Origin of the sequence: Alcaligenes sp. DN25 (genome assembly GCF_023674485.1) — a bacterium.
GTDB classification, from domain to species: Bacteria; Pseudomonadota; Gammaproteobacteria; order Burkholderiales; family Burkholderiaceae_B; genus Alcaligenes; species Alcaligenes phenolicus.
The window spans coordinates 3,757,382-3,783,373 of record NZ_CP098408.1; the positions used below are offsets into that span (position 1 = coordinate 3,757,382).

Here is a 25,992-nt window from a genome sequence, read left to right on the forward strand (position 1 = left end):
CTCAGGCCTTTTTCTGAATTTTATTGTCCGGTTCTGCCTTCAGCTCTGCCAATGACAAGTCCACCGTATCAGGCACAACAATTTTTCCGCGAGCCTTCAAATCCAGAAACTCTGCCGTCGTAATCACGTCATAGTCCTTAGTCAGACGGGCCAGCAATTTGCGATACCCCTCCATACGGCTATCGTCACGATACTCGCCCAGACCGTTCTCGTCCCAGAACAACAAGGACCAGGAATGCAGCAAGAAAACCGCAAATGAAGGGTTGCCGCTAAGCGTATTCAACAACAACTGCCCCCACCAGGGGCGGAAGCGGAAATAGCTGGACTCTGGGTAAGTAAGGCGAGCCCACCACTCTGGCTTGCCTACCTTACCTAAAATCCGCTTCTCGGTCGTAGGCACTTCGATCACGCCGTTGGACCAAACAAAAGGATTATTTGTGGGTTTGCTGTAAACGCACTGATTATTGTGGACAGCGCATACAGAATTATTGAAGGACAGAGGAATACCCACTGCCTTCAAAGCACGAATCGTATCCGCATTCCAGCGGAATGAACCCGCCCGATGAGCCAGAACCGGCTTGCCTGTTACCCCGGACATCACGCCTGCAAAGTGCCTGAACACAAACTCCGCACGGGACTGCTCGGTGTACTGGTTCATGTACTGCGGACGGTTCGACAAACCATGCTCTTTCCAGAAGCTGTCGGGCAAGTACTCCGGGTGGGTATGCAGTTGTACATCTTGACCTTGCTCATCCAGCCAACGCACCACTTCTTTCAGCTCGTCAAGGCGGGAGTAAGCCCCGCACAAGTCCGTAAAAAACACATGCTTGACACCGAACTCGTCACCGATCTTGCACATTTCGGCCACCCCGGCCGTACCCTTTGGAAATCGCCCCCAGATCAGACGATTAACATGGTCGTCTGAGGCTCGCTTTGGCAGCGCCTCTGTGTCGACCGTAATCATTGCGTAGCGATCCCTCATACCTGTGTTTCTACCTGCTCTAAGTTAACTGTTCGCGAAAGACGGATTTTACCCCGCGCCTGCAGATCTAAAAAATCCGCTGTGGTGATCACGTCGTAATCCTTAACAACACGTTGCAAGAACAGTCGGTAACCCTCCAGCAAGCGGTCGTTCGTGTACTGGAAATGACCGTTTTCATCCAGATCCAACAAGGACCAGGAGTGCATCAACACCACTGAGACCTTGGGCAAGGACCACAAGGGGTCCTTCCAGAATGTCGTAGGCCGCGAACCATATTGAAAATAAGAAGATTCCGGATAAGTCAGGCTGGACCAGCGATCTGGTTTACCCCCCGGTCCACCGGGCTTAAAACGCTCTGTGACCGGTACTTCAATCGTTCCGTTCGACCAGGCGTAAGGCAAGCAATCAGGCTGGCCTGTTGGGCAACGCTTTAACAAGGCGGCCCGCATGGACTGGTTGAAGGACAAAGGAATGCCAACGGCCTGCAAAGCACGGATTGTGAGAGCATTCCAGCGGAACGAGCCTGCACGGTGGGCGAGGATGGGTTTACCTGTGACGTCGGAGATCAGCTTGCCGAAGTGTCGAAAGACGAACTCGGCACGAGCTTGGTCCTTGTATTGGTTCATCAAACCGGGACTGGGAGGCAAACAGTGTTTGGCCCAGAAAGACTTGGGTAAAGTTTCAGGATGGGCATGTAGTTGCACATCCTGACCTTGCTGATCCAACCAGCGAACCGCTTCCAACATCTGAGGCTGCTGCGCAATCGTGGCACACAGGTCTACAAAGAACACATGCTTGGCACCGAACTCGTCACCAATGGAGCTCATTTCACGGATACCAGCAGTTCCGGTGGGGTGCTCACCCCAGACCAGGCGTTGGACGTGATTGTCCACAGCACGCCTGGGCAAAGCCTCGGTATCTACTGTAAAGAGTGCATAACGGTTCCAACCCAATATCAGAACTTCCTTAGCAAAAAAACCATTTGCTCAAAACCAGCAATGTACCGAAAACGCTCAAAAAACCAATAAAAATCTTAGCGTTAAAAACTGATCAACGAGTAATTAACAGAACAACCACCAACCAATAGAGCGAGAGAATCTATTTTGGTAAAAAGCTTAATATCTTTAGCCGACCAAGAATCAGGCTGGAAATTAAATATATTATTTTCAAAAAAAGAATTCAAAACATCATTAGACCTACAAACATCAATGTTATTGCTAAATTTTTTTGACAAATTTTTCTTTAAATCGAAAGAACTAATTCTATAAATATCTTTATTTATAGATTTTTTTAATTGGAAATCATCTAGAAAATCTTTTTTCTTTTTTTTAGAGACATCATGAGGAACCCTTATGAAACCACCACCAGGAATGTCATAAGAAAAACCAAAAGGAGACTCATAAGGAAATCTATGAAGCTCGGCCTTGTTGCTTTTTATAATATCAAAAACCACCTGACCTTTAGATTTTAATTTTGAATCTATCATCTTGGATGCCTGAAAAAACTCCTTTTTACCCAAAGGATAATAAAGCAGCTTACCAGACCTCCATGCATCCCTATAATTTCCAAAATGATACCTATTTCTATGTAAGAAATAATGATTATCTATAGCCTCATAAAAATCCTCACCATCTATTTTAGAAATATTATCCATAAACCAACTCATAGAATCATCGTAATAAGACTTTAATTTTGAGTTCCTCCCAACCAATGCAGAAAAAACATAATAGCCGCACTTTCTTTTATTTAACCTATCTGATTCGATTCTTGAGGAATAGCTTATTTTTTTAAAATAATCCGACCAAAACCCCCTCAGCACCTCTCCACACCCACCCACTAGCTCAACATAACTCCCGTTTGGATACAATGAAGTATAAAACCTACTCAAATTAGTACGAAAATAATTAGAAGATCTGAAAAATCGATAATGACTTAATGCTTGATCGAAACCTACTGGATCAGCGAAAACAGGGCGAGACCGTGACCATTGAAGGTTGTAATGAGAAACCATATCCAAGGCAATATCAAAGTCACGATCTATTACATCCGACTTTAGGCTACCCCCATCCTCAAATTTCGGATTCGTTCTGATTGATAGATCTGAAATAGAATCGATTCCTAAAGCTAAAATAGCTCTAGAATCTTTCCCTCCCGACAGAGATAGCTCTGTATTTTGAAAACCAATTTCTTGCAACTGCCTGAGATCAGACCTTACAACCGAAGACCCTTGCTCAATTAAATCCTGATAAGATAAAGAAGATGAATTACTTTTCTTCTTTACCTCCCAAGACCCACCAGAAATTTCTATAATTTCATCAGGCAATAAACGTTTTACTTGCTCGCAACCAGTATGTGATGAAAATGCCTGATCAAAAAAAGAATAGGATGAAGCAAGCATAGGAAATATAGATAAAAAATCTAGCTTCGGATAAAAATTAATTTTCTTAATATGAGTCAGAAGAGAATCATAAGAATTAGAAAAGAAAAACAATTTACCAAAAGAACAATAAAAAATTGGATAGAACCCAAAAAAATCAGTACAAATTATTTTTTTCCCTAACGACTGACAAACCCCGACCCATTCACCATCAATTTCCCCAGCCAACAAACCAGCCAGATCTTTTGGATAATAATCTCTAGAAAAAACCCTTCCTTCTTTATAACCAATACCGTCAAACAACAAAACGGCATCATCAAAACCGTGATCAGTTACACAGTTAAGATCAAAAGAAACAACAAATCTGTTAAACATAAAGGGCCAATATATTTAATTATGCCAATAAATCAATTAAAAATCCGAATCTCAGCTCTTGATATCACGCTCGAAGCACATTGTTTTCTAACGCGTTTTGAGGCTTCCATAGATTTTTCGCGAAACTCATCAGGGTTTTCATATAAGCGCGAAATTGCAGCAGCTAACTCAACTGCACTTTCAGGCTTTACGAGAAAGCCGCTACGATCGTCAACAAACTCCGGGATAGCAGTTACTGCCGTTGTCACAGGAACCAAGCCGGACGCCATTGCCTCATCTCTAGATACGCCTTGGGAGTCCATGCGAGTAGGCGTTAAGAACACCCCATACTCCTTATGTATCTGAGCAATTTCATGGTGTGTCATAAACTTACGCTCAATATCTACGTTGGAAAATCGACGAAGTGGTGCGACGGTTTCTTCAAACAAAACACCATCCCCAATCAACTTAAACTCAAGATCAGTAAAGATAGGTTTCTTTGATAGTTCCAATATCGCCTGAACACTCAAATCATTTGCATATTTTTTTGAAGCATAAGGGCGAATAGAAAGAACCTTCTTCCTTTGTTCTACATCTTTTTCTTTATAATCAAATAATTCAACATCAATTGGATTATGAACAATACTGTATTTCTCTTTTGGAAGCCTTACCTTCAAATCCTCAAATACCTCTTCAGCAAAATAAGAAGACACAAAAACCACGTGAAGATTATCAGGTGGGTTACTGAACAGCCTCTTCCAAAAACCAACCCTATTATCACTAAGCTTTTTCTGACGAGTTATTTCAGAATCATCCATTAACTCAAACTCAAACTCTCGCCGCCACCAAGCCTGAATTTCTGACCCATGCGCCCACACAGTAACTTGAATTTTATCTACGTACTTCTCTAAAACCTTCCACATGTTCTGATCCATGATATGGACTAAAACATGCTTCACCTGTCCGGTAGCAAGTGTTGCCTCCAACAAACGCGCATCACCTGTTGCAACATCAACATTCGCGAACTCTCTGTATTCCGCCGGCCCGTTGTGAATCTTATACATATCCACCAACTGCCCTGCCTCTTTATAAGCACGGATGCGGCTATGCACAAATCCATAACGATATAGATCGTCATATGCTGGGTACTGTTTAGCAAGCACTAAATAAGGTGATTTCGTAATAACTGCGGCAGGTCTTTCCGCTGTACTACCAAGAACCAACTTTTCTATTGTTATTTCACCAGGCCCCTCAATGCGAAGACCAAAGCGAACCTTTGTACAATGCGCAGGTATCGCAAGTGCATGTTTATCTCCCGCCGGATTCATTTGGTAGGAGATTTTTTTTCCTCGTTTGTCCTGAAACTCAAAGACGGTTTTTATATTTATTAATTGCTCACAATGCAGATGAAACTGGCTATTAAGCACCAAATTCAGGTCCTGACGAACTCGTGCATTTCTGGAGTACAGATAAAGGTGCTGACCGGGTTCAAGTGTAGACACTAACCGTATCTGTCCATCAACAATAGAAAGCGTCACGCCCTCCTTCGACGGGATCCACTCCAGTAGCTCTTTCGCACCCAACTGAGGCAGGCTACTGCTATCGTCTGCATCCTCCTGCGAAAATGCTGGCAACCCCTCCGCAACAGCTGCCAGATGATTGCAGAAAGACACACCTTGATCTATTAGCATTAGATCCATGGCTACTGCCCTGCTTTGATCAGACAGGTCTGCCCCATGAGCGATGTAATTGAACTCGTCAATCGCCAGCATGCCAGGAACCTGAATATTGGCCTGCCCTGGATTCAGCCAGGAACGTGCCACTTGGTGGTGTTTCCACGCTGAGCCTCGCACCAGTGCAGCACGTAAAGGCAATATCTCTACTTCTCGATACTGATGCGAATCCCCTAACAAGACGGGGACACCATTACGGGCACAATAATGAGCTGATTTCCCGAAAGCCGAGGCTGTAGTATAGGTACTTGCCAAGGCTAAATCCGTCAGATAGTGCTCTCCATAATAGTCATCAGCATGCATTGCACCTATCAAATCATCTTTCGACAATGACATAGTGGCCTGCAAGGCATCCTCGAGAACGGAGTAACAAGTAACACCCTCAACATTCGCCACACCCTCTGGTGTAACGAGGTACAACTGCTTGTTCTTATAATTTTGGCGCTGAAAAGAATCCAGAATCTGCTGCTGTTCCGACCCATTTTTTACTTCAGCAAGTAGAACAACTAAAGGCTGATGAACAGCAAATTTTTTTCCCGTCAGTTTAGCTTGGATATAGGCTAAACGCTGAGCATAAGTATGCTCAGTCATCACCTTGCGTAAACCTAGAAGACGCAGCTTACGATAATGCAGTTCATCACTAATGATTGGCCGCATACGTTCAGCAATCTGCTCTTGATTATCTGAAGATACAACGAGATCCCCAAAAAGCAGGCGAGTGCCACGAGAGAAATTTGAAACAACAACAGTATTGGAAGCCAACAACTCAAATACCCGTCGAGCAAACATCGTCTGTGACTGCTTGATGGTATTCATGTTTATGCCATATCGGTAGCCTTTATACGCCCGATCAATCTCAGAAAATGGCAATTTACCCAAAATCATGGGCTTGTATTCGTCAGGGAAAGTGTAATGCGGGTGAGGGTTGTCAGCATTGCGATCATATATATCAACCGACCTCAAACCCTTGACAGCACCGATCAGAGCCGCAAAGTCGCGCTGACGCTCCGGATAACGGAGATAGTACGAACCCGCAAAATTAAAAGCATCTTTTCGATCAAAAATCTCCAGAGGGTTATGCGTTTTTGGTTGGGCGGCAAAAGGCAGGAAGTAGACATGATCGTGACCAACACGGGCTTTATATTTAGGCACGCAATCAATATCTGTAGTAAAGACGTAGTCCACTTGCTTAGCCAAAGGGATAAATGTGCCAAAGTGCACAGGATCCTCTTTATTCCAAAACAAGGTAGGCACGCCATTACGCTTGCACCAATCGATGCAAGCGTTAATTTCAGGCCCATTTGTACTAATCTTCAGTTTCCAGAGCTGTTCAAATCCCTGCCAGGCTGACTCAATAAAAAGTATATGGGGTTTGAACTTTTCTAACTGCTCAATGCAGTGCTCGGGGTGCAACTGCAACAGCTCACACTCCGGGTCGTAAGAGTGAAAAGTAAACTCATCCATCACCCCCGCCACACGTAGCTGCCTAGCTGGCAGGCTGGCCAATTCGCCTTGGCCTACCGAAGCACCTAAGCGTGACTGACATAAAGCCAAATTCGCAGCAAAGAACTGGTGTCCCAACTGCTCCCCCAGCTCTTTATAAAGGGTCATCGCCTTCGCGTAATCCTTATCGCGGAATGCACGCGCAGCACTACTTACTTTTGATTGCAACATATCAGCCTTTTCTGCTTTCCTAGCGCTTATTCCGCAAACAAACCTACAACGTCGATGCACTGAGCATGCTTGCGAATCTCAGCAACTTGCTCGATGAATGGACGGTGTTTAACAAGAACGCAGACAACATCGGCATCAGCCATGGCGCTACCCAAAGCAGACAACTCAATACCCGTACCTTGTAGCTTGGCTGGCAATTCGCTGATATTGGGTTCTACGGCTTGCACCTTGCAACCCAGGCTGGCAATCTTCTTGGAAACGCCAACAGCCGGACTTTCACGCAAGTCATCGATATCGGGTTTGAACGCCAGACCCAGGCAAGCCACTTTGATATCAGCCATACGCGCATCAGGACGCAGCGACAATACACCAGCAATAGCAGCTTTAACTTTCTCTACAACCCACTCAGGCTTGTAGTCGTTAATCTCACGAGCCAAACGAACAATGCGAGCTTCTTCAGGAGTCTTGTCTACGATGAACCATGGATCCACTGCGATGCAGTGACCACCTACCCCGGCACCAGGCTGCAAAATATTAACGCGTGGGTGACGGTTAGCCAGGCTGATCAGTTCCCACACATTAATATTCAAGCGATCGCAAATCAGGGACAGTTCATTGGCAAATGCGATATTGACGTCGCGGAAGCTGTTTTCTGTCAGTTTGCACATCTCGGCGGTACGTGCATTCGTCGGGACCAAGGCGCCTTCCACAAAAATCCGGTACAGCGCGGTAGCCATTTCAGTAGCCTTCTGAGTCATGCCACCGATCACGCGGTCATTGCTAACCAGTTCATGCACGACACGACCAGGCAAAACACGCTCTGGGCAGTAGGCCACCTGAATATCAGCCTCCTCGCCTGCTTGCTGAGGAAAGCTCAGATCAGGACGAGCTTCAGCCAGCCACTGCGCCAATTGCTCGGTCGTACCAACAGGAGACGTCGACTCCAGAATAACCAGATTGCCTTTGGCCAGCACTGGCGCAATGGCTTTAGCGGCGTCGGCGATATAGCTCAGATCAGGCTTGTTGCCTTCCAGAAAGGGGGTCGGGACGGCGATCAGAAACGCGTCAGCAGGTTCCGGGGTCAGCGTAGCGCGCAAGTAGCCACCGTGCACGGCGGCCTGCACCAGCATATCCAGTTCAGGTTCAACAATATGAATCCGGCCTTGATTGATCGTGTCGACCGCGTAAGCGTTCACATCAACGCCAATGACCTTCTTGCGGCGTGAGGCAAATAATGTTGCAGTAGGCAGGCCAATATAGCCCAAGCCGATCATGGAGAGAGTTTCAAACATGCTGGTCTTCCGAATCAAGAGATCAAGGTTTTTAAAATTTCACTAATGCGGGTAGCGGCCTTGCCGTCCCCATAAGGGTTGTGCGCCCGTGCCATACGCTCATATTCAGCAGCGTCATCCAGCAGTTGCGTGGCAGCGCTGACAATGGCTTGTGTTTCTGTTCCCACCAAACGCACAGTTCCTGCATCCACGGCTTCAGGGCGCTCGGTCGTGTCACGCATCACCAATACCGGTTTGCCCAAAGAAGGCGCTTCTTCCTGAATGCCCCCGGAGTCGGTGACCAAAAGGTCACAACGATCCATCAGGTAAACAAAGGGCAAATAATCCAGTGGTTCGATCAAATGAACATCGGAAACGTCGGATAAGATACGACGTACTGGTTCCTGAACATTTGGATTCAAGTGCACTGGATACACCACCTGCACATCGCCACGGGAGGCAATCTGGCGCAAGGCCAGGCAGATGTTTTCAAAGCCGGAACCAAAGTTTTCGCGACGATGCCCCGTCACTAAAACCAAGCGCTTGGCTGGATTGATAAAAGAGAACTGAGCCTCAAAACGGCTGCGCAGTTCCGAGTCCTGACGTACGCGTGCTGCCACATCCAGCAGCGCATCGATGACGGTATTGCCCGTAATGTGTACCGTCTTGGGATCTACACCTTCACGCAACAAATGCGACTGTGATTGCTCGGTTGGAGCAAAGTGCACATCGGCCAATACGCCTGCTTGGCGGCGGTTCATTTCCTCTGGCCAAGGCGAGTACTTATTATGAGTACGCAAGCCAGCCTCTACGTGCCCAACCTTGATCTTGGCGTAATAGGCCGATAAAGCTGCGGCCATGGTGGTGGTCGTATCACCATGCACCAGGATCATGTCTGGTTGCCATTGTTTGTACACATCACGCATACCCAACAGCACGTTGCTGGTGATGTCATACAGGTCCTGGCCTGGCTTCATCAGGTTCAAGTCAAAATCAGGTTTGATAGAAAAAATATCCAGAACCTGATCCAGCATCTGGCGGTGCTGACCAGTGACGCAAACGCGCGCTTCAAATGCAGAGTCAGCAGCCAAAGCCTTAACCACCGGAGCCATTTTGATAGCTTCCGGTCGTGTGCCAAATACGGTCAAAATCTTCATAAAATTACTTTGTGTCTTTAGGGTGAACAGTTATTAAACAGGCGTCTTTTTCAAGCTTGTATTCAGTAGATGTACCCGCAAGTCCTTGAGCTTCTATATCGGCTAACCAACGTTGAGCGACTTGCTTTTCATCCTCACGGATATAGTCATCCATCAAGAAATCAATCTGCGCATTTGGGAAGTACTCCACGAACAAAGGACCTGCAGGATAGCGAGCTTGTGGACCAGTAGCAGCCGGTGGGCCATCTACAATCACCAAAATGCGCTTTCGAGACATTTGTCTTTGCTTGGCAAGTTTGGCCAGGGTGCTTTGACAGCTGTAATACGGATAGACTTGACCGTCAGCTGCTTGCCAATCCTCCAACGGTGCTAACGTCAGTTGAACCGCCTTTTCTAATCCTGCCTGTTGAAGGTGGGCTAAAGTTTGTTGATAGTACGATTCCAAATGTTCGAACGAAACGAACGGAATCAGGCGAGAGCCATTACGCTCCGACATTAAGGCCAGCGTCTTGGCAACAATAACCGTAGACATACCAGAGCCAAGCTCAACCACAAGGTCATATGACTTCAGCGTCAAACACCGCATCAAACACAGTGCGAAATCAGCAGACACCGGCCAACTGTGGGCTTCACTATTGAAGGCAGGTAATACACCTGTAGCGAAATACTCTTGCATTCCCACGAAAGACTGTATCTGCCGTACAGCATTAGCACTATTGTTCTTAACCGTTGTTTCAATATGGCGACGAACCCGGAGCAGTTCTTCAGATTGTTTCCTAAACAACTCCTCTTGCATTCTCGGAGCTGTTTCGTCACGAGCAACCAAGGTCTGCACTTGGGCGCTCAGCCGCTCTAGCAGATCTGTTTCACGCGCAGTCTGCACCGCCAAGGATTGCTGTAACTCCAGCTGACGGGCCTCCAGCGCTGCTTTACTCTTTTCCAAGTTCAGTTGCTCTTTAGCTTGCTGCAGCAATTCTCCCTGACGCTGTGCGGCTAAAGCAATCTGTTCATCACGCACTTGAACAGCTTGATTGAGCTGAGCCTGCAAAGACTTATAGTCTGTTCGCTCTACATGGATCTGCTGTCTTGCCTCATCCAGTTGCTGGGCTAATGCCTGAGCTTGAGATTGCAAGGAATGCACTTCATCCAAGCGCTGGGCAGCAAGTCCAGCCAGCTCATCACGAGCACCTATCAACTCTTGCACTTGTGACGCTAAAGAGTTCTTCTCTGCCTGCGTCTCCCGCAATTGCCCCCGAAGCTCCTCACACTCAACAACTGATTCTTCCAACTGAACTAATAGGGACCCGACTTCCTCCAGGCGTTGATCTGCTATGACAAGCAATTCATCGTGAGCGATCGTCAAAGTCTGAAGTTGTGACAGAGCTGCCTCTTTGTCCTGATGATGCGTCTGCAACTGCGCCTTCAGGCCCTCATATTGCTGAGCCATCTCCGCTAAGCCGCCCTGCACAGTGACGCACTGCTCAAACCATTGCCCCGCTTGAGATTCTTTCTCTAGAAGCGTTTGTTTAAGCCGCTTCAGATCAGCTTGCAAACCCATGCTTTCACGCTGCAACTGTGATCTCAACAGTCCTTCTTGCTCAAGTTCGCGCTTCAAGTCCGCCACTTGCTTAAGCGCAGCCTGCGTATTGTCTTGCTCTTGAAGCACAAGTTGTCGCTGTTGATCCCCTTCAAGCTTCCGCTCTTGGAGCCTTTCCTGGTACGCCCCTTCTAACTGCTGAATCTGTGCGCGCAACTCTTCAGCTATTACAAGTTGCTCTTGCTTCTCTTGCCTTAAATGCTGCACCTCATCTCGCGCATTCGACAGCTGTATATCTTGTTGCTCAACTACACCGGCCAAGGTATTGCGCGACTGGGCCAGTTCATCCCATTGGCGCCGCACATCCTCATATTGCGCATCAACCCCAGACAAAGAACGGGCTTGAGCCAAACGCACTTCTTTTGCTTGCTTCAACAAACGATCACGTTGACGCGCCTCAGAATCAGTAAAAGTCACATCTTCCGGCAAGAGCGCCAAGAGTGCTTCTGCCTCCAGCAAATCCCCCGACTCATGTAATCGAAATGCCAGCCACTTTTGACGAAACCCTCGTGGCTCCAAAGCAAACGCACGACGCGCCATCGTTGCGACCAGGGTAGGCTCGGTCGTCATGTAAGTGCGGGCGACAGCCGTCCAAGCGCTAGCTTGCACATTTTTTGAAACAGAAACTTGATTCAGCAAGGCCTCGACCTGCTGGTCCCCACCTTGCTGATAAGCCTGAATAACTTTGTCGAAGGATTTTCCACCCAATACAGCAGGGGGCTGCGTGCGACGACTTTGACGCCAAGCTTGGCGTAAACGCCCAGGTACCGAAATTAACGAGCCAGTGGACTGCACACCCTCAATCAAAATATCGCCTAGCTGAGCGGCTAGGGCGTGTTGCGTCTTTAAATCATGTAGTTGGGTTTGCACCTTAAGCAAACACTCCAACCGGGCGGCTTCCGCCTGAGACTCTACAAGTCGCAAATCTACAGGCGCCACATTAATGACTGTCTGCGTCAAACCCCTCCCAACACCTTGGGGGCTCTCGTACAAACGACATAACTCTTCCTGCACGACCTGCAACTGGTCTAACAACAAGCAGTTTTCCTTCTCGATATGCTGCATCTGCTTGGACTCAGAGCACTCCTGACCTAACTCAGACGACACAACAGGTGACATAGACATTAAATGAATTTCCTATCTTTCTTGTTAGTCCACATGGTCAAGCACAATACTCTTGAGCAGCTTCAATATCCCAGCCAGGATCAACGCCAACAGCAAGGTCACCAAGGTGTTATAGAGACGACGCGGCTCCATTGGATACTCAGGCAAAGTCGCCGATTGCAACACTGACACTTTCTCCAACATGCGAGTTGCATCAATACGCCCTTTCTCCAGAGCACTCAAAGAGGACTTGTAAAGCTCTTGGGTGAACTGCACGTTCATTTCAAGGCGATAAAACTCTTCTACATATTTATTCAATGTCCCACCCGATGGCGTCGCCAACTTCAGCTTTTCCTCTTTAATTTGCGCATCTACGGCTCTCAAGGATTGCTTCAGCATCAATATATTGGGATGGTCTCGATCCAAAGTTTTGGGCAACGAGGCGAGTTGCGTCTGCAATTGAGCGCGCTGCCCTTCTAAAGCAGCAACAATGGCATTAATGCTTTCTGCTGTAGCTTGGGGCGACAACAAACCGGCCTTATTTTGATAGTTCAATAGGTCCTGACTGGCTTTCTGAAAGCGGTCCTGAGCTTGATCAACTTGAGTAACCAAGAAATTCACTTGCACCTGGGCCATTTCATGGCCAAGCACGTTCATGTAACGCTCGCCTTCTTGGACCAACTGCTGGGTAATAGCCTGAGCCATCTCGGGGCTATAAGCTTGGACCTTGATGCGCAACACACCAGAGAAGTCATCAAACTCCACCTCTACACGACGCAGATAATGACGATGAAACCACTCTAGCGAGGCGTCCTGAAACCACATCCGCGACACAACATCATGGTCCGAGGAGCTGTAATGCGTACGTAAGTCCAAAGACTCATCAAGCTTCTTGAGCATGTCCACGGACAGCAAGTAATCACGTAACAACAGCTGATTCGCGCGATCAACAGTCGCTACACCCGATACCAACATTCCTAGATCAAAAGACGGCGCCCCTACCGAGTCTGTCTTTCGGATAATGACGTTTGCCTCGGACACATAGCGGTTCGAGGCAAAGATCAACCAGTACGCCGACGTCAAAACAGCCAGGATCAGAATCACACGTACGGCATGATCAAATAAGCGCAATGAAAACCATGAGCGGAGGCGGGCCCCAAAAGAAGGTTTCTTTGAAACAGCCTTATCGGGAGCGGCACTAGCAGCCTGCGTAGTGACTTGAGGTGTATCTGTCATTTTGGAAGTGAATCCTTGTAGGCATTGAGCGCATCGTCAATCTGGTCAAACCAGTGCGCTCGCCCTTGATGCAGCCAGACTCCAGCCTGGCAAAATTGTCTTAAGGTGTTGTTGTCGTGGGCCACCATGATCAGGCCTGCACGATTTGTCATGGTTTTGAAAGCATCAGCTGCTTTCTTACGGAATGCCGCATCACCCGCCGCCGTCACCTCGTCCGAAATATACACATCGAAATTAAAAGCAAACGACAAGGCAAACTGGAGGCGAGAGCGCATGCCAGAGGAATAGGTATAGACTGGCTCCTCAAAAGCTCGGCCCAGTTCAGAAAAATCTTTAATGAAAACGAGCCGATCTGCCAAATCCTCTTGATGCCCATGAACTCGGCACACAAACTTCGCGTTTTGGCGGCCCGTTAAGGTACCCTCCAGCCCCCCATTCCCCATAGGCCAGGAAACCCTGCACAAACGCTGCACAGTCCCCTTATTGGGATGATCCACCCCGCCGATCAAGCGCAGCAAGGTAGATTTACCGGCACCGTTAGAGCCAATCAAACCCACATTTACCTTGGGTGGGATTGTCAGGTTTACTCCTTCCAATACCCAACGGCCCACGCCATGGGCGGTCTTGTAGCGCTTATAAACATCATTGACGACGATCATTTCATCACCAACTGCTGTGTAAAGCGTCTATACAAAACCAGGCCCAGAAATAAACTGACGATCCCCCACAGATACAGGTATCCCATGCTGACGCCAGGCACCATGTGGTAGTAATTCGCAAACCCTTTGCGCACTAACTCCAATCCATGCACTAAAGGATTAAACAAGAGCAGATCCCGATAAGGTTGAGGAACAGCAGAAATAGGCATGATGACCCCTGAAATCAAATACAAAGGCATCATCATGATTTTCAATATGTGCTCAGTTTCGCGCACCAAGGCCATCAATACAGAGGCAACCAAGCCATAGCCCACGCCAAAGAGCCATAACCCGAACATCGTCACCACAACCTGCAAAGGATCGTCAGGCCGCACGTCATGCCCGAGCAGTGCCGCGCCCGTCAAAATAATTGCGGACACTAAGGTCATTAGAAATGCTTCCAAGACTCCACGAGCTATAGAGGTATCAAAAGGTTGCACCTGTCTGTATGCAAATAAAGGCTTATTGCTATCGACCGCGTACATCACCTGCATCGCTGTACGGCGAAACATGAAAAACGCCAACATGCCCACCACAATCCAGACAGTGACATCAATGCCACCGACTGTACGCAAACGAATCACAGTGAAGATGAACGTGATGAAACTGATATGCAGCACTGGCTCCATCAACAACCAGAACCAGGCAGCCCGCATATCAAACAAGCGATCCAGGGACTCTCGCAAAACTAACGCCCGCCAGACCGCCCAAGTGACGGCCATGGGGCTGCGCACCTGCTTATTCATCTCGGCCTCTGTTGAAGGAGTTGTTCTTAAACATGCGCACGATCACTTCATCATGTTGTTCAAGGTCGTACTAGGCACAGCCACCGACACCACTAAACGCAGGAATTTCTGGAACTCCGCCGCTGGCGAGTTGGACACGTAGATCACGTCCTTATCCTGAACCGGGAAGTTCTGTGTGACAAAGAAAGAAGCCGGGTCACGGAGGTCGATTTCATACACCACGGGCACGACGCCCTTCTTGTCCAGCAGTGTCGATTCAGGTGCACCGTCCACCAACGCAGCATCCTCAAAGCGGAAGACAAACACACCGCGGGCATCAGCTCGTGACGTATCAAGGCCACCCGAACGGGCCAGGGCCTGTACCAGGGAAATGCCCTGAGCTTCAAATGGAATTTCTTCGTTCTTGCCGGTGGCACCCAAAATGGAGAAGCTCTGGTTCTGGTACAGCGCCGTGATCACATCACCCGGTTTCAGCATGATGTTCTGGTTCGGATTACGAATAATCGTATCCAGCGCCATGGTGGATGTGTTCAGCTCTCGCGAGAGCTGAATGGCGATGCGGTTGACTGCTTGCTTGACGCCACCGCCTGCGGCCAGGGCATCCAGCAAACGCTCACCTTTAGGCGTCAAGGGCATCAAGACGCTTTGATTGACCTCACCCACGACCGTCACGTTCGAGGTGTTGTTCTGAATGACTCGCACCAGAACCTGCGGATTATTGGCCTTGCCTTGCAAACGCTCGGCAATGCTTTCTTCAATCTGTTGGGTGTTGCGGCCTTTGACAGCAATACGGCCAGCGAAAGGCATGCTGATCATGCCGTCGGGCGTGACCATCTGCTGAGGGAAAGCGACGGCATTGGTGGTTGCTGCCGTTGCCTTGGGATCCAGGGAAATGCTGCCAAACAGCATGGCAGGCGGTGCTTCCCAAACTGACACTTCCAGCACATCGCCAGGGCCAATCAGGTAGTTGTTCGAACCTGTGCTGGGGAACTGGGCGGCAAAGTCACCCATGCGCTTTTTAGCGGCCAACTTCTTGGTCAACTCATCTGTCACGTTGACCAGGGTGATGCCTTCGATACGGCCTTCACGTCGTTCCTGTACTTGCTGGCGACTGGGGCCGTCTGCAGGCATCCAATCAGGCATCGTGGCACATCCGGCTAGTACGGCGACCAAGGTGCTGGCCAGTACTGGCCGTCCCATTGCTGCAATCTTGCTTACTGCTGTGTGTAGTAATTGAGCCATGCTTATTTCTTCATGAGCGTGTGAACGGTTTCACACGCCAGGTCTATGTCATCCTGGCTATGCGTGGAGGACAGGAAAAAGCGCAAACGCGCTGCTTTTTCTTCCACCGCAGGATGGATAATGGGTTGCACATTCAGACCGGCATCAAACAACTGGCCGGACAGTTTGACTGCTTTAAGAGAACTGCCTGTAATCGCGGGAATCACGGCGTAGCCTTCGGCAAAGCCGGTATTGATTCCCATCGAGCGCATCGAATTCAGAAACTGGCTGCCACGCTCTTGCAGGGTATGCACACGCTCGGGTTCCCGGCGCATGATCTGCAAGGCTTTAAGCGAAGCAGCCGCCAGCACGGGAGAAATCCCCACGCTGTACACAAAACCGGAGGCGGCGTATTTGAGCAGTTCCACCAGCGCGCGGTCGCCAGCGATATAACCGCCGCAGCTTGCCAGGGTCTTGCTCAAGGTACCCATCCAGATGTCGACATCGCGGCCTGCCACACCAAAATGCTCGTGCGAGCCGCGGCCTGTCTTGCCCAGCACGCCCAGGGCGTGGGCTTCATCAACCATCAAAAACGCTTTATACCGCCGTTTTATGTCAATAAATGCAGGCAGGTTCGGGATGTCGCCATCCATGCTGTACAAGCCTTCGATCACAATCAGCACGCGTTCAAACTGGCCACGAATCTCGGCCAGAATGCGCTCCAGGGCGGCGCTGTCGTTGTGAGGGAAGGAACGGCGGGCGGCACCCGATAACTGGATGCCTTGCAAAATACTGTTGTGGATCAGGCTATCGTGAATCACCAGATCCTTGGGACCGAACAAGTAACCAATGGTGCTGACGTTGGTGGCATGTCCACTGACAAAAACCACGCAATCATCCACCTCATAGTTCTGCGCCAGCTCTTCTTCCAATTCACGCTGGACGCGGCGCTCGCCTGCTACCAAACGGCTGGCCGAAGCCGATGTGCCGTACTGGTCCATCGCAGCTTTGGCGGCCGCATTCACTTCCGGGTGTGCAGAAAGACCCAGATAGTTGTAATTGGCAAAGTTCAGATAGTCGCGCCCGTCGATACGGGTGTGCGCAGCAGCCACACCATCGTGGCTGCGGAAAAAGGGGTTACGCACGCCCATACGATCAGCCATGGCCTTGGGCACCAGCATTTTTTCGTAACCGGGATGACGGTCAAAGCGGGTGTAGGACTCCGGGATATGGCTGGCCGCCCCCTGATGGGTGGCGGACTGCTCGGCCATGCGGCCATTGCTGGCCGCTTGCCCGGTTTTACGCCCCAGAATGCGCTGTATCAGTTGTGCTTTACTGCCTGGCGCCAGATCGTTCTTACTCATTGATCAGTGATGTTCCTGTTTCTGCCAATCGCTGTACATCTTTTGCCAAGCCTTGCAAGTCAGCCTCGGACATATCGTCCCCGTGCTGACGTACGACATCGGCCACCAAGTGCCCAGCGTCCTGCTCTGCCGAGTCCTCGCCACCGGCCGTCAGCTTGTCCACAATGCGGGCCGCAACGTTCCAGACGGTGGGAGAATCATTCAGCACCATGGCGGGCAACTGCACGCCAAAGCGTTGCTCCAACCCCAGGGCCAGTTCCACAGCCATCAAGGAGTCCATGCCCAGATCATGCAAGGAGCGCTGGGTTTCAATACGGTCTACTTCGGTGCGCAGAATGTTGGCAACTTCCTGCGCCACCCACTCGGCCACCAAAGCGTGAATTTGCTCGGGCGTTTTACCCGCGATCAAGGTGTGAATATCCTGGCCATCGCTGCCTGAGTCGTGATCCTTGCGGGCACGGTTCAAGATGGCAAAGCGTTCACTTTGGGCCGAGGCCAGCAAGCGTGCCAAGGCATTCCAGTCGAAGTTGGCCACAATGGACACTTCGCCATTGACGGCCAGGACGCGATCCAGTTGATCCAGTGCCTGATCCGACTGCAACGGTGCCTTGCCCAGACGTTTGCCCAAGCTGTCCTTCACAGTTTCATTGCGGGTCAGGTAACCTGCGTCGCCAATCGGTCCCCAGGCAATGCAGGACGCCGCCAGACCCAGGTTCTGGCGCAAGCGCGTCAAACCTTCCAGGCCCGCATTGGCGGCCACATAGTTCGCCTGTCCGGGGTTACCAATAGAGGTCGTCACAGACGAATACAGCACGAAGTGACACAGCTTCAAATCCTGAGTAGCCAGGTGCAGATTCCATGCACCCACCAACTTGGTTTGCAGCACCTTGTTCAAGCTGTCCTGATCCATATTAGCGATCAGGCGGTCATCAAACACGGCGGCAGCATGCAGCACGCCAGTCAGTGGGCTATCACCCGCCTGAATCTGCGCGACAACAGCTTGTACTGCTGCGAAATCCGTAACGTCACACGCCACGATTTGCACGCGACAGCCTTGTGCCTGGAACTGCTTCAGCAGCTCTTGTGCACCAGGGGTATCGGCACCGCGGCGACCAGCCAGGACCAGAGAGCGCACGCCACGCTTGACCAGCCATTGGGCGGAAGCCAAACCGAAGCCAGACAAACCACCCGTAACCAACCACGTGCCCTGTTCGGACAAGTCGAGAGGGGCAGCGATTTGTTTTGCAGGCAAACGGGGTTGGGCATCCTTCAGGGAGACCACCAGCTTGCCGATGTGACGAGCCTGCTGCATGGCGCGGAATGCATCAACCACATGCTCGGCACCGAAGCTACGGTAAGGCAGTGGGAACAGCGCGCCATCATGGAAAAGCTCCATGACTTCCTTGAACAAACGTCCCGCCAAAGCTGGGCGTCCCGTCAGCAGTTGGTCGGCATCAATACCGAAGTAGCTGATATTGCTCTTGAAGGGACGTAGACCAATCGGCGTGTTCTCGAAGAAGTCACGCTTGCCCAACTCCAGGAAACGGCCAAAAGGACTCAGGACGTCCAAACTGCGGCGCATGGCCTCACCCGCCAGCGAGTTCAGCACTACGTCCACACCTTCACCGCCAGTGGCGTCCATCACGTCCTGAGCAAAGCTCAGGCTGCGCGAATCGAACACATGGTCAGCACCCAGCAAGGAGGCGAATACGCGTTTCTCGTCCGTGCCAGCAGTGGCATAAATCTCTGCGCCCAAATGACGGGCCAGCTGGATTGCAGCAATCCCCACACCACCTGCGGCACCGTGTATCAACACTTTTTCACCGGGCTGGATATGAGCCAGATGCGTCAGGGCGTAGTAGACCGTGAAGAACACCGTTGGAACGGTGGCGGCAGCTTCAAAATCCCAGCCTTCAGGCATGGGAGCGATAGCATCCGCACGTGTCACCACATGGCTGGCAAAGCAGGAGGAACCAAAGCCCATCACCGGCTGGCCTACCATCAAATTGGTGACATCAGCACCAACGCGTGTAACCACACCCGAGAACTCCAGACCCAGGCTGGCACCGGCAAAACCGTTTTCGACGGCTTCGTCCGGCAACAAGCCCATCAAATACATCACGTCACGGAAGTTCAGGCCCGCGGCCATGGTACGGACTTCAACCTGATCTGCAGCCAGGCTCGGCGTTTGAACAGCTTGCCATTCCAGATTGCGCAGTTGTCCGGGCACCTGAAAGTCCAGCTTGAAATGGGCATCCTGGCTTAGCTGGGCAGTCGCTGCCGCAGTAGCCTCTTCCAGTACCAAGGTATGACGTGCGTCTTGAGACAAGACAATTTCTGTTGCTTCATCCGGCCACAGCAACTCCAGTTCCAGACGCTGAGCGACATCGCTGGCATTCACATCACCGGCCAGATCAATCAAGGTGCAGGACAAGGCGGGCAGCTCGTTCATCACGACGCGACCAAAGCCCCACAAGGCCGACTGGGCGGGATTCACCGTCCAATCCAATTCCTCTGCCATCGCCGGCAAGGCGCCGCCTTGCGTCACCAGGAACAGGCGACTTGCAGCGGTACGGGCTGACAGATCTTGCGTCAGACTCAGCAGCTGGGCGCTGGTCTGGCTAACCGCAGCAGCAGTATCGGCCCACCCCAGCATCTGCACTACATTCAGAGGGCTCTCATCAGCCAGAATGTCTGCACTGAGCGGCCAGATTTGAGCGTTAACTGTTTGGCCAGCTGCTTCCAAACGGGCCTGCAAAGAATGGGCTTGAACTTGAGAAGCCTCATCAAACAACAAGACCCATTTCGCTGCAGCGACGGCTTCCTGGTTTGGAATCGCCTGCGTTGTGGCGGCCTTGGCCAGCAACAAATAGGCACCCTCACTCAATTCCTGTGCGGCAGGCTCTTGCGCAGTTTGCACCTGCTCAAAACCTGCTTGCTCCAACGCCTTGTGCCAGCCTTCGGGCGACAACAAGGAGGAGGATTGCGACTCACCGGCGGCGTGCCACCAGCTTTGGTCCAGACCGGACAAGAAGTCTGCATGCCAGTCAGGGTGACACTCGGCCACCAGCAATACTCCATCCGTCGCCAGCCATTGCTTGCTCCGCATCAGGGCGGGAGGCACATGCACGGTACGGTGCAGGCTGTGGCGCAAAATCACGACATCGAACTGGGGCTTATCGACCTGCTCCAGTTGCCAGTCTTGCAGATCAAAACCGAGCACCTGCACGTTGGCCAAAGCATGGTGCTGCGTTGCCTGACGAGCCTGCAAATCAGCATCTGGCAAAGCCAATACGTATTCAAACTGGTCTTCGGACAGGCAAGCAGCCAGAGTCTTGGGCAAATCGCTTGGGCCTACAGCGATTTCCAGCACGCGCAGTCGCTGGGAGGCAGGCAAGTTCGCAGCCAGTTCTCGCAACTGGGCTTCCAGTGCCAGACGCACGCCCAGATACATGGGGTCATCGTCATACAGCACTTCAACCACAGGGGAGCGGCGCAAAGAGGCCAGCAGTTTTTCGCCTGAAATATCGCCACGCAACAAGGCCGGCAATTGGCGTCCGACCGAACCAATCTGGGTCAGTTGCGGCAAGCTGCTAGGCGAATCCTGCAAAATTGTGCGCCACAAGTCCTGGGCGGCAGGCATATCGGCCTGCTCCACCACACGATAGCCTTCGTCATCTTGCAGCAGCTCTTCAGCGCGCAGCAGCTCGCTTAGCCAGCGGCCATACGGGCTACTCAATACTTCGGTGCTGAGTTCGGAAGGCTTTACGTTCTGGAAGGCTTCATAAATAAAGGACAGGCTCAAGGCATCCAGCAACGGCAAAGTCTGCTGGAACCAGGTTTCTCGCTCTTGCTGCTGGTCAGCCAGTGCTGACCAGCCGCTTTGGGCCAGTTGCTCAGGCGAGAGCGTAACGGCAACTCGCTCATCGCGAGGATGAGGGCGCAGATACGGGGTAATTTGCCAGTTCGACACCGCGTGGCGATCCTGGCGCAAGAAATACGCAGCGCGGAAACGGCAGGCCTGGGCGCTGGCCAACAAACGGCCATCAGCACCATACAGCTCGAAATCTGCCAGTACCGAACGGGCACTGCTACGACGCAGGTGGGCATGAAAATGCGTTACCTGCCCTTCCGTAGACAGGGTGAAACGGCCTACTTTCACAGGCAGCAAGGCCACACCTTGGCCTGCTTCAATATCTTGTGCGAAGAAATCCACCAGGGACTGGTAGCACACGTCCATCAAGGCCGGATGCAACAGATAGCCGTTTTGCTCCAGGCTGACGGGCATCTCCAGTTCGGCATTCAGGTAAGTACCTTGAACCTGCGAGGCTTTCAAACCCTGGAAGGCCGGACCGTAATCCAGACCCAGGGAATGCGCCAAGCGATAGTGTCGATCGCGATCAATATGCAGTTCAGCCGAGGCCAGGGGCGAGAGTTCCGCCACGGCCATGCGTTCATCCGAAGCCAGAATACGACCGCTGGCGTGTACCACCCACTCGTCCTGGCTCAAGCGTTGGCGACTCTTGATATGGAAGCTGCCATCACGCGGGCTCAGCACAAAACGCAGGCTGCGGGCATGTTCACCATCAAAAACCAGCGGAGCCAGAATATCCAGCTCGTCCACCAGGATCAGTGCTTCGCCCAGCCACTCGCGGGCTGCAGCCAAAGCCATTTCCAGGTAAGCGGCACCTGGGTACACCATGGCACCACCCACTTTGTGATCCGCCAGCCAAGGCAAAATCACCGGGTCCAGCACGTTTTCCCAGCTGATATCGCTATCCGGCAAACGCCAACCCAGCAAATCATGCACACGACGACGCTCGATGGAGCGCATCCCTTCTGTGCTGTTCTTGTACCAATGACGCTCGCGCTGCCATGGGTAAACGGGCAGCTCCACTGGATTGCCAGCCACGGGGAAACGGGCTTTCAACTGGGTCGGCAATAAAGCCAGGGTATGCAAGGCCGTATCAGTCAGCCGCTGCGGGCCATCGTCATGCTTGCGCAAGCTGGACAACACCACGCCCTGAATCTCACACTGAGTCAGGGTTTCACGAATGTAGCGCTGCAAAATGGCGTGCGGGCCAATTTCCAGAAATACGCGGCAGCCCTGGTTCGCCAGACAGGCAATAGCCTGCTCGAACTGCACGGGTTCGCGAATATTGCGCCACCAGTAATCCACGCCCAGCTCTTGCGGGGACAGTTCGTCGCCCGTAACGGTCGAGACAAAACGGGCTTGTGGAGCCTGCTGACCAGGCTGCAAATCGCCCAGGCTCTTTTCCAGATGCGGCAGCAAGCCATCCATATAGGGACTGTGAAAGGCGTAATCCAAATCCAGCAGGCGGAAAAAAACGCTTTGGCCTTCCAAGGCAGATTGAATGCGCAGCAAGCCGTCCAGACTGCCGGACAGAGTGATATTGGAAGGGCTGTTTACCCCCGCCACATTCACGCCCAAGTCCGCACCCAAGCCTTCCAGCAAGGTGTTCACCGCTTCGTGCGACAGACCGATAACGGCCATCCGGCCTTGGCCACGAGTCAGACCTTGAGCCTGACTACGGGCACAAATAACGCGTATGGCTTGTTCCAGATCCAAGGCACCAGCGGCCCAGGCAGCAGCGATTTCGCCCACACTGTGGCCAGCCACGGCATCAGGTTCAATGCCATCTTCGCGCAGCATGCGCGTCACAATAACCTGTACAGCAAACAACAAAGGCTGGGCGACTGTCGTGTCGTCCATGCGGGAAGCGGCAGGTTCGGCCTGCAATTGCTCCAGCAGCGAAAAGCCCGCCAAGGGCTGCATCATGGCGTCCAGTTCGGACAGCAAAGCCGCAAAACGAGGGGACTCGCACAACAAGGTCACGCCCATGCCCAGCCACTGCGCTCCGTTACCGGCGTAGACAAAGGCCAATTGGCCTTCTTTGCTCAGGGCGTCTACGGTTTGCAAACCTTGTGGGGCTTGGCCTTGCGCGTAAGCACGCAATTGCGCCACGCCTTCTTCAACCGTTTCGGGCTGAATGATCAAACAACGAGCCAAAGTCTGACGACGGTGAGTGACCGCGTAGCTGACATCGTAAAAATCTTGCGCCGTCTTGCCGTCCAGCAAGTCCGCATAATTACCCGCTTGCTCACGCAGAGCGGCTTCTGTCTTGGCCGACAAGACCAAAGGCGGCAAACCCGAGTTCGGCACCGTTGCCGATTGGGCAGTTGTCGCTACAGGAGCCTGCAACAAGACGTGGGCGTTGGCACCACCAAAGCCAAACGAGTTAAGTCCTGCGACCAAAGGCTTGCCATCGGTGCGCTGCAACTCGCGGCCCTGGGGCAGCAGCTCCAGATTCAAACCATCAAAATCAATGGCGGGATTGGGGGTATTCAAGTGCAAAGCGGGCGGCAAGGCTTGGTGCTGCAATGCCAGCACTGTCTTGACCAGGCCAGCCATGCCGGAGGCCGATTCCATATGGCCCAAGTTCGCTTTGACTGAACCAATAGGCAAACGCTGTTCACGCGATTTGCCATACACCGCGCTGATGGCGGTGGTTTCAACAGGATCGCCTACGGCTGTACCGGTACCGTGGGCTTCTACAAAGTCAACATCAGCCGCTGTCAGGCCACTGCGCTCCAGCACGGAGCGCATCAACTCAATTTGTCCCTGGCAGCTAGGAATAGTAATGCCGGTCTTGCGAGCCCCATCGGCATTCACGCCTGTTGCCAAAATGACGGCCTGTATCTGGTCGCCATCGGCCAGCGCCTGCTCCAGGGGCTTGAGCATCAGTACCGCGCCACCTTCGGACCGCACGTAACCATTACCAGCCTCATCAAACGCCTTGCAACGGCCATCTGCCGACAGCATCGACGCTTTGGTAAATCCAACAAAGGGATAAGGGTGCAGCAACAGATTGACGCCACCGACCAAGGCGGTTGAAGCCTCGCCATTGCGCAAACTTGAGCAGGCTTGATGCAAAGCGACCAAAGAAGACGAGCAGGCGGTATCCACCGCCATGGACGGACCGTGCAGGTCGTAGATATAGGACAGACGGTTGGCGGCGATACTCATGGTATTGCCGGTCATCATATGGGCTGTCAGGCTGGACAAATCATCCAAGCCGCGCATGCCGTAATCCAGGCCGGAAATACCAACATAAACCGCACAGTCACTACCGGCCATGCTGGAGGGCAAGACGCCCGCATTCTCCATGGCTTCCCAGGACAGCTCCAGTAACAAGCGTTGTTGGGGGTCCAGCCAGGCGGCTTCGCGAGGGGAAATGCCGAAAAAGTCCGCATCGAACTCGTCGATGCGCGACAAGACACCAGCCGAAAAAGTAATGCTACGCCCCGGCTCGGACCTTTTATCGTGTTGCAACTCGGCCGTCGCCCAGCGATCCGCCGGGATTTCCGTAACCAGGTCGCGTTTTTCAATTAAGGCATTCCAGAACTGGTCGGGCTGCGACAGGTCACCCGGAAAGCGAAACGCCATACCAATAATGGCGATTGCTCCAGACGCAGTATTGCTTTTATTAATATCCGTACGGGATGCTTCTAACTCCTTAGCACCCTTGCCTGTATTTTGAGACACGCACCCTACCCTTTCGATCTTTACTGACTTGCCCTGTCACCGCGGAGCACGGAATAGTCATATTTGATAAAACGCTATTTCGGACAACGACTTCTGACATAGCCGTGTCGCAGGCAGCACACCAGTAAACAATGGCGAAACTTACATCCCGTTACTATGATTTACAAACCCCAATTACATGGAATATATATAAACTCTATGCAATTCGATGATATTTATTTTCGAATTTTATTTAGGCAATAATGCTAAAAATAAAATATTCAAATAAAATATTCCCTGACGATATTATTCTATTTATTGTTAACCAAAAAAAACGAGTGTTTGAAAAATAACAAAGCCTTGGGTATATTTACCAAGGCTGTCTAATCAAGACACTAGGCAAAATATCAAAGATTTTTTTATTTCGTCGCCACCTTTAACGAAATAAAAACTTCAATTCGACATTAAGCAAAGACTGCTCCTCGCCAAAAAATCCTGCCTACTTGGCGGTAGCCTGCTGCACTGCAAAAAGATTAGCAGCTGCGAATGTTACCATTACGCAGTTGTTCTAATCTATAAAGAATTGAAATCGAGCAGGGCCGCACTGTAACAATCCGATGCTGTGCTAAAGCCGCAAGACGAGCTTTTTCAGGACTATCAGGCAGCTTACAAGGCAGTCATAACTGACACTTGCTGACGTTCCAATAGGCCTGACACAACCATCAAGTCGTAGTGAAAAACTCATTTTTGATACAAACACGACATACGCGCGACGAGCGCGAACCCGTTACTGGTGCCGGTATACAACGACCTTCCCCCATGACCTGACCATGTGTCACCAAAGCAGTGTTTTCCCTTAGCCGCATCAAAAACGCCCAAATCAGGGCGTTTTTTTTGGGGGTTATCCCTCATCTATAGCTAGGTCCACCTAG

General features: G+C 51.2%; 13 protein-coding genes. All 13 read right to left on the reverse strand.

What is annotated here, in order from left to right:
- Window position 1: 1 nt before the first annotated feature.
- A complete protein-coding gene (locus tag NBV64_RS17345) occupies window positions 2-859 on the reverse strand; it encodes a polysaccharide deacetylase family protein (RefSeq protein WP_250756231.1) in 858 nt (285 codons plus the stop codon).
- Between the two features lie 119 nt (window positions 860-978).
- The gene (locus NBV64_RS17350) at window positions 979-1,875 is read right to left on the reverse strand and encodes a polysaccharide deacetylase family protein (RefSeq protein ID WP_342467182.1); all 897 of its coding nucleotides are present in this window, start codon (window positions 1,873-1,875) and stop codon (window positions 979-981) included.
- A gap of 146 nt (window positions 1,876-2,021) precedes the next feature.
- Entirely contained in the window at window positions 2,022-3,734 is a 1,713-nt protein-coding gene (locus NBV64_RS17355) for an asparagine synthetase B family protein (RefSeq protein ID WP_250756232.1), read from the reverse strand.
- 32 nt (window positions 3,735-3,766) lie between these two features.
- Complete coding sequence (locus NBV64_RS17360) at window positions 3,767-7,120, reverse strand: glycosyltransferase family protein (protein WP_250756233.1); 3,354 nt, start codon at window positions 7,118-7,120, stop codon at window positions 3,767-3,769.
- 26 nt (window positions 7,121-7,146) lie between these two features.
- The gene (wecC, locus tag NBV64_RS17365; protein WP_250756234.1) at window positions 7,147-8,412 is read right to left on the reverse strand and encodes a UDP-N-acetyl-D-mannosamine dehydrogenase; all 1,266 of its coding nucleotides are present in this window, start codon (window positions 8,410-8,412) and stop codon (window positions 7,147-7,149) included.
- A gap of 14 nt (window positions 8,413-8,426) precedes the next feature.
- Window positions 8,427-9,548 (reverse strand): non-hydrolyzing UDP-N-acetylglucosamine 2-epimerase, encoded by a 1,122-nt coding sequence (gene wecB, locus NBV64_RS17370; protein ID WP_137430565.1) that lies wholly within the window; start codon window positions 9,546-9,548, stop codon window positions 8,427-8,429.
- 4 nt (window positions 9,549-9,552) lie between these two features.
- Window positions 9,553-12,270 carry a coiled-coil domain-containing protein gene (locus NBV64_RS17375; protein ID WP_250756235.1) on the reverse strand — a complete coding sequence of 906 codons (2,718 nt, stop codon included), beginning with the start codon at window positions 12,268-12,270 and terminating at the stop codon, window positions 9,553-9,555.
- A gap of 24 nt (window positions 12,271-12,294) precedes the next feature.
- Window positions 12,295-13,485 carry a KpsE/RkpR family capsule polysaccharide export protein gene (locus tag NBV64_RS17380; RefSeq protein ID WP_250756236.1) on the reverse strand — a complete coding sequence of 397 codons (1,191 nt, stop codon included), beginning with the start codon at window positions 13,483-13,485 and terminating at the stop codon, window positions 12,295-12,297.
- The gene (locus tag NBV64_RS17385) at window positions 13,482-14,144 is read right to left on the reverse strand and encodes an ABC transporter ATP-binding protein (RefSeq protein ID WP_250756237.1); all 663 of its coding nucleotides are present in this window, start codon (window positions 14,142-14,144) and stop codon (window positions 13,482-13,484) included. The genes NBV64_RS17380 and NBV64_RS17385 overlap by 4 nt, the downstream gene beginning before the upstream one ends.
- On the reverse strand, window positions 14,141-14,929 hold the full coding sequence (locus tag NBV64_RS17390; RefSeq protein ID WP_250756238.1) for an ABC transporter permease: 789 nt from the start codon (window positions 14,927-14,929) through the stop codon (window positions 14,141-14,143). Before NBV64_RS17390 ends, NBV64_RS17385 begins: the two co-directional genes overlap by 4 nt.
- 42 nt (window positions 14,930-14,971) lie before the next feature.
- Window positions 14,972-16,171: a polysaccharide biosynthesis/export family protein gene (locus tag NBV64_RS17395; RefSeq protein WP_250756239.1), complete on the reverse strand. Its 1,200-nt coding sequence runs from the start codon at window positions 16,169-16,171 to the stop codon at window positions 14,972-14,974.
- 2 nt (window positions 16,172-16,173) lie between these two features.
- A complete protein-coding gene (locus tag NBV64_RS17400; RefSeq protein ID WP_247966317.1) occupies window positions 16,174-17,514 on the reverse strand; it encodes an aminotransferase class I/II-fold pyridoxal phosphate-dependent enzyme in 1,341 nt (446 codons plus the stop codon).
- Window positions 17,507-25,081 (reverse strand): type I polyketide synthase, encoded by a 7,575-nt coding sequence (locus NBV64_RS17405; RefSeq protein WP_250756240.1) that lies wholly within the window; start codon window positions 25,079-25,081, stop codon window positions 17,507-17,509. The genes NBV64_RS17400 and NBV64_RS17405 overlap by 8 nt, the downstream gene beginning before the upstream one ends.
- Window positions 25,082-25,992: the final 911 nt, after the last annotated feature.